We start from the raw sequence: 6,612 nt of genomic DNA, 5'->3' as shown, positions 1-6,612 counted from the left end.
ACCCATTTCACTACATCCATTTCTCCTACTTGATACCGTTGAGCAACGGTTTGATACGACTCGACGCCGTCGAGATAGGCTTCTACAGCTTTCAATTTTGTTTCTAATGAATATTTAGCCATAGAAAAAGCACCTCCAACTGTTGGGTTTTAATTTCGTGTCCAACAATTGGGGTGCAGTTCACGTGAAGAAGCAGGCTTTTTGCTATCATCATGTTGTGATTTATGCACCTACATAGTAATAGAATGGGATGCGGATTGGTTCGTTTTTCTCATTCACGATCGTGATATAACCTTGATAGTCGCCATCGTCTTTCTTCTTCGGATTTACCGTTACATTAAATGTAGTGGATTTTCCTTTGGCAAGGGTAAGTAAGGTTTTATCCGATTTCACTAGAGAATTTCCTTTGATTTGGTACACTTGACGCTTGGAGGTTGGGTTTTTCAACGTAACTTGGAGTTTCACTTGATCGCCTGTCTTGGATAGTTTTCCAAAGCTTAAGCTTGCTGGATTTGCCATCAAGACTGGATTTAGCGCTTTTCCTACGTTGATTACACCAGCACCCACTTCGACTGGAAGAGCCGCGCTCTTTGGATTAATAGCTGTGCCCATAAATGCTGACTTGATGTCTTGTGGAGTCCAGTCAGGATGAGCTTGAGTCAAGAGAGCAGATGCACCCGTAACGTGAGGCGCAGACATGGAAGTACCATTGTAAGCTGCTAATCCGCCACCCACAACACTGGAGTAAACGTTTACGCCAACTGCTGCTACATCCGGCTTCAAGGTGTAGTTAATCGTTGGACCACGAGAAGAGAATCCTGCGATTTGTAGTGAATCTGGAGTGAAGAATTCGGTGTCAGCACCTGGAGTGAACTTCACAGATCCTTCTCCACTTGTGAGCCATGCTCCATCCATATCAGAAACCATCGCAACTGGTACCGTTACGCTTGTTTCAACGGACGGGGAGGTAGGAGCACCTGATTGGTTGTTTACGATTAGTACCCCAACAGCTCCTTTTGCTTGCGCATTAGTTGCTTTTTGGGTAAAGGAGCATGTACCACGTTTCACAACGGCAATCTTCCCAGTTAAGTCTGTTGTGAGTGGGTCACAAGCAAGATCGAGATTATTAGAAGCATCTTTTACAGGTAGAAGGGAAGCTGTCACTTCTTTTTCAACGATTCCACCTGGAGAAGCAGATCCGACTGGAAGTGTTTTAGTTTGACCTTGTACAGTTGCTTGGATTGCTTTTCCGAAGAAATGGCTATTGCTCACAGCCGCTACTGTAATAACATCCGATGCAATCCCAGGGGAGCCGATGGTTTGTGCACCAGGACCGTTATTACCAGCGGAGATAACGGTTGTCATGCCAGCACGAGAAGCAGCGTTCACTACTTCTACAAGTAGGTCAAAGCCAGTAGTAGCAGGGCCACCTAAGCTTAGGTTTGCTACATCCATGCCATCATTTACAGCATCTTCTACTGCTTTTGCGATAAAGGTGCTGTCTGCGTTACAGTCGTCGCAAGGGAATACATTATAGTTTCCTAAATATGCTTTTGGTGCAACGCCGCTTAATGGAGTTTTAGCTACACCAGATGGATCCTTATATCCTTCAACTCCGGCAATCGTACCTGCAACGTGAGATCCATGAGAACCAATTGCTTCTGGTGTACGAATCCCTTTTCCATCTGCTTGGTAGTTTACCGCTTCTGGATGGTATACCTTTGCTACGATTACTTTATTGCTCGTATATTTTAACCATTCATCCATCGAGCCAATTCCGCTTAAGTCAGCTTGTACTTTTGGGAATCCTTCTGGCATTTTAAGAGATGAATCTTTAAAGAATGGATGGTTCTGATCGATTCCAGAATCGATTACGGCTACTTTTACGCCTTCACCTTTATATCCAGACTTCCATGCAGGAAGAGTATTTATCAGTTCGAGCGACTTATTCATGGTCGGGCGGTATTGCTTACTTTGCACAACGCGCTTAACGCCTGGTGCATTTTCAAGCGTTTTAACATCTGTGCTAGAAGCTTTTACCGAGAAGCCATTGAAAGTGGTACTGAACTCGGAAACGACTTTCGAATTGGTCTTCTCCTTGATGTATTTCTTTACAGAATCGCGCTTCTTCGTTAGATAAGACTGATAATTCTTTACATCGGAAGATTTTGTGTTTAACACCTTGTCAGGAGCTGGTTGCGTGGCAGCAAAGCCTTTAACGCCTCCGTCGTATGTAGCTACTGGCTCATCTGCTAGCTCTACAAAGTAGTAGCCTGAGGTAGCTGGGGTAGAAATTTTGGCATCCGTGTTTGGATCGTTTGCCAATACACTTGATACACTGGATAATACTAATGCTCCACTTAGAAGCATAGACGCAGGAATACGCCATTTTCTCTTCATGAATTGCCCTCCCAAAGGTGTGAATATTGACCCATGATTCAAGTCATAGATATATAATACTATAACTAACATTCAAATCCTTCTTTTTTATTAGTAAATTATAAATTTTATTTACAAATAAAAAATGCTAGCAAGAACGATTTCTGTCCTTTCTAGCATTTTTCCGTTCTATTATCGTGGTAAAATTCGTAGACGAGTGAAGAGCGCAATGATTTTTCTCCCCATCGGGATCATCTGAAGCTCTTTCTCTGTAAGAGTTCGAGTGATGATCAAGGCAAATAAATAGACAAACGATCCAATCAATACCATAGCCAAGCTGATAAAGATATAAAAGAGACGACTTGGTTCTGTAACTAGGAAGAGCATGGATTTATAGAAGAGATAGAGGATAGCTAACATAATTCCAGTGCTAAGTAATGGTTTTAAGACATAAGCACCAAAGCGGAAACGAATGCCTGTGATTCGTACTACTTGCCATAGATTGAGCGAACAAACGACTACATAAGCGAGTACCATGGCCAGTGCGGAACCTCGAATTCCCATAGTAGGGATAAACAAGAAGTTTCCTATGACTTTCACAACAGCGCCGATTAATAGATGACGGACAGGGAGTTTATTAAATCCTAATCCTTGCAAAATCCCCGAGCAAGTAACCGCTAATGTACTGAAGATGGCAGAGAACGCAAGGATTGCTAACGTGTCTCCTCCGTTATTATTTTTGTACATGGCTATGTTAAGTGGCTCCACTAACATGGCTAATGCAAGACTTGCCGGTAAGCTAATCACAAGTGTCATCAGCCAAGATTGCGAAATCTTATGCTCCACCGCTTCGTATTCTTCACGAGACATATGCGCCGCAATCGCCGGAATCAGGGCGAGAGTAAGCGAGCTAGAGAAAACCGAGATCACATTAACAAATGGCTCTCCCCGGCCGTAGATGCCGAATAATTCCGTGGCTTTTTCAACCGATAATCCTGAGTTCCTTAGTAACTGAGGTACGGTAAAGGAATCAATGAGTCCGATTAAAGGAAGCACAAGTGTTGCTAACGAGATCGGGATCGCATAGGCGATAATTTTCTTCGATAATCTTCCAAATGATTCAGGACGACGTAAGGGAGGATTCCATTTTTTATAAAGTTGTTCTTTTTTGTCTCGGCGATTGTACCAGAGCATGACGATTAAACCCGCAATCGCGCCAAATAAGGCCCCAGCCGTTGCCCCAGCTGCTACGAGCTCTTGGCTCATGCCTTTTTGAACCATCCAGTACGTTAGCCCAATGAGCACTCCCACCCGCACAATCTGCTCGATCAGTTGGGAGATTCCAGTTGGCACCATTTGCTGTTGTCCTTGAAAAAATCCACGGTATGCACCCATGATCGGGACAAACAGAATCGCACATGCCAATACTTTCATAGAAGGGGTTGCGGCCGAGTTTTCGAGTATCACCTTCGAGATATACTCTGCTCCAAAAAATAAGATGCAAAATGAAAGAATCCCCGTCAGGCTTAAGATGATAGAGGCAACTCGCAAAATTCGTCGTGCACCCGGATAATCATCGTGAGAGAGGTGCTCTGCCACAAACTTTGAAACCGTGATCGGAATCCCAGCCGTGGCGATCATTAAAAGAATAGAGTAGAACGGGAAAGAGATTCGGTAAATTCCTACTGTATGGTCACCTGCGATATTTTGAAACGGAGCCCAAAACAGGCTCCCGATAATTTTTGTAAAAAGAGTTAATACACTTAGGATCAGTGTTCCTTTGACTAACTTATTTGACATAGATTCATACTTCCTTTGTGCGAAAAGTACATGATGTTTATTTTAGCAGGTTAAGTATATTCTGGATATGTACGAAGATGTCAAATTTGAAAAGAAAAGAAGGTTGTTGTCCGTCAATCTTCCTCAATCAGCCTCAAAGCCAAATAGATGGAAGAAGTCTTCTCGGAATCCTTTTAGGTCTGTGAGCTCGTATACATTTTCCGAATTCACCTTCTCTAAAATCTCGGAAACCTCCTGCTGGACGTGCGCGCGCATCTCCCAATCATCGATACGGATTCGTCCTTCCTCATCGAGCTGAAGTGGCTGATTGGAGTAGAGAAAATCGTGATAGAGACGGCTCATTTGCTCGATGCAACCTTCATGAATCCCTTTTTCCTTCATTACTTTGTACAAAGCAGATATGTAGAGTGGGATAACAGGAATGGCGGTACTTGATTGGGTAACCAGTCCTTTACATACCGTTACGATTGCTTGTCCATTTACAGATGCAAGCTCCTTACTTAATTCATGAGCCGTTGCTTCCAGATGATCCTTCGCACGTCCGATCGTTCCATTGCGATAAATCGGATGGGTCATCTCCGGACCGATATAGGAGAAAGCGATTGTTTTCACACCTTCGCTTAGAACATCGGCCTCTTTTAGCGCAAGCATCCAAGCACTCCAATCTTCTCCGCCCATCACTTTTACCGTATCCGCAATTTCTTCCTCGGTTGCTGGCAGTAGCTCCACCTGAGTTACTTCTCCTGTGTGGAAATGTACCGTCTTATTTTGATACGGTGCTCCAATTGGTTTTAAGACAGAGTAATAGGCCTCTCCCGTTTGCGGATCGGTCCGCTTTGCAGTAGCGAGGCTATAGATGACTAAGTCAATCTTGCCTAAATCCTGCTTAATCAGCTGAATCGTTTCTTCCTTTATTTCATTAGAAAAAGCATCTCCATTTACATGCTTGGCATAGAGCCCTGCTTCATGAGCGAACTCTTCAAACGCCATCGAGTTATACCAACCAGCTGATGCACCTCGTTTAGGAGTTCCTTGTCCACCCGAGAAAACGCCAATCGTACTTGCCCCTGCTCCAAAAGCAGACACAATCCGCGCCGACAACCCAAAACCCTTCGAAGCCCCAATCACAAGCACATTCTTAGGTCCATTGGTTAAAGTAGGTTGTTTTTGAATAAAATTAATCTGTTCTTTGACTTGTTGCTTGCATCCCTCCGGATGAGCATTTGTACAAATAAAGCCACGAAATCTAGGTTTTAATTCCATAGAAGCAATCCTTTCTGTCAGTCCAAAATATCTTGGGTTATCATAACATATTGGAAAACAAAAATCGCGTTGAGTGGATTATATAGACGCAAAATAGATCCCCCGTTGCACAGAGGCTATTTTTTTTGTCACAATAGAGATATGGAACCTATACAATCAAATCAAACCTATACAGCAAGTATGACTGGCTTTGGACGTGGAGAAGTAAGTGCGTCTGAGATGCAGATTATCACGGAGATTCGTACGGTAAATCATCGTTTTTTGGATTTGATTCTTCGTTTGCCTCAAGGATTTGCGGAGCAGGAGGAGTGGATTCGCAAGCAGGTGCGTGAGTCGGTTCGCCGGGGGCGTGTGGAGTTAGCGATCTATATAAAGGAAGAAGGGGAGTCAGGAAAGCAGGTTGTGTTGGATGAAGAGCTACTAAAATCCTACTTGGCGATTAGTCAAACGTTATGTGATGAGGGGATTGTAACGGGCTCTTTGACGATTCAAGATGTATGGAAGAAGCAAGAACTGTGGAAGATGGAGGAGACGAAGCGGGATTGGGGTGAGTATGGAGAATGGATCCGGGAGTCGATTCAGCAAGCCTTAACTAAATTGCAAGAGATGCGGATGCTAGAGGGACAGGCTTTAGAGCGGGACCTGCTCACGATGTTAACATCTCTCGAAGAGACGGTAGGGAAGATATCAGAGGTGGCCCCGCAAGCTACTGAACACTACCGTGAACGGTTGCAAAATCGCTTACTCGAGTTAGGTGCGAATATGGAAGATTTAGAGGAACGTTTGCTGACAGAGGTGGCCATCTTCGCAGAACGTACGGATATTACGGAAGAGATTACGAGACTTGTCAGCCATAGTGAGCAGTTTCGGAGTTCGTTTGAACGGGATGAACCGATTGGGAGAAGGCTTGATTTCTTGATTCAGGAGATGAATCGAGAGATGAATACGATTGGTTCTAAATCAAATCATGCACAAATTGCATTTTGGGTGGTAGATTGTAAGAGTATCTTGGAAAAAATGAAAGAACAGGTGCAAAATCTGGAGTAATTCAATATGAAACATAGCTAACTCGTTGATTCTTGATGGAAAACGGTCTACAATAGCTTAAGCAGGATGAATTCGAGAAGAACGAATGAGCCAATTCAACATCATCTAGGATTGTTACATTAG

4 protein-coding genes are annotated in these 6,612 nt (G+C 43.6%); 1 reads left to right on the top strand and 3 read right to left on the bottom strand.

From position 1 onward, the window contains the following. Window positions 1-222 precede the first annotated feature (222 nt). The 3 genes from EDD57_RS03635 to fabV all read right to left on the bottom strand — a co-directional run bounded on the left by EDD57_RS03635 (window position 223) and on the right by fabV (window position 5,442). Window positions 223-2,400, bottom strand: coding sequence for a S8 family serine peptidase (locus tag EDD57_RS03635; RefSeq protein WP_165873654.1), 2,178 nt, complete (start codon window positions 2,398-2,400; stop codon window positions 223-225). Window positions 2,401-2,571: 171 nt separating this feature from the next. Further along, entirely contained in the window at window positions 2,572-4,179 is a 1,608-nt protein-coding gene (locus EDD57_RS03630; RefSeq protein WP_131848119.1) for a putative polysaccharide biosynthesis protein, read from the bottom strand. Window positions 4,180-4,302: 123 nt separating this feature from the next. Beyond that, window positions 4,303-5,442 (bottom strand): enoyl-ACP reductase FabV, encoded by a 1,140-nt coding sequence (gene fabV, locus EDD57_RS03625; protein ID WP_131848118.1) that lies wholly within the window; start codon window positions 5,440-5,442, stop codon window positions 4,303-4,305. Window positions 5,443-5,583: 141 nt separating this feature from the next. Here fabV and EDD57_RS03620 point away from each other — a divergent pair, with 141 nt between their 5' ends. Next, a complete protein-coding gene (locus EDD57_RS03620) occupies window positions 5,584-6,489 on the top strand; it encodes a YicC/YloC family endoribonuclease (protein WP_131848117.1) in 906 nt (301 codons plus the stop codon). Window positions 6,490-6,612 lie beyond the last annotated feature (123 nt).

This window comes from Baia soyae (assembly GCF_004341445.1).
GTDB classification, from domain to species: Bacteria; Bacillota; Bacilli; order Thermoactinomycetales; family Thermoactinomycetaceae; genus Baia; species Baia soyae.
The sequence above is the reverse complement of the archived record's forward strand: the minus strand, read 5'-3'. Positions and strand labels throughout refer to the sequence as shown.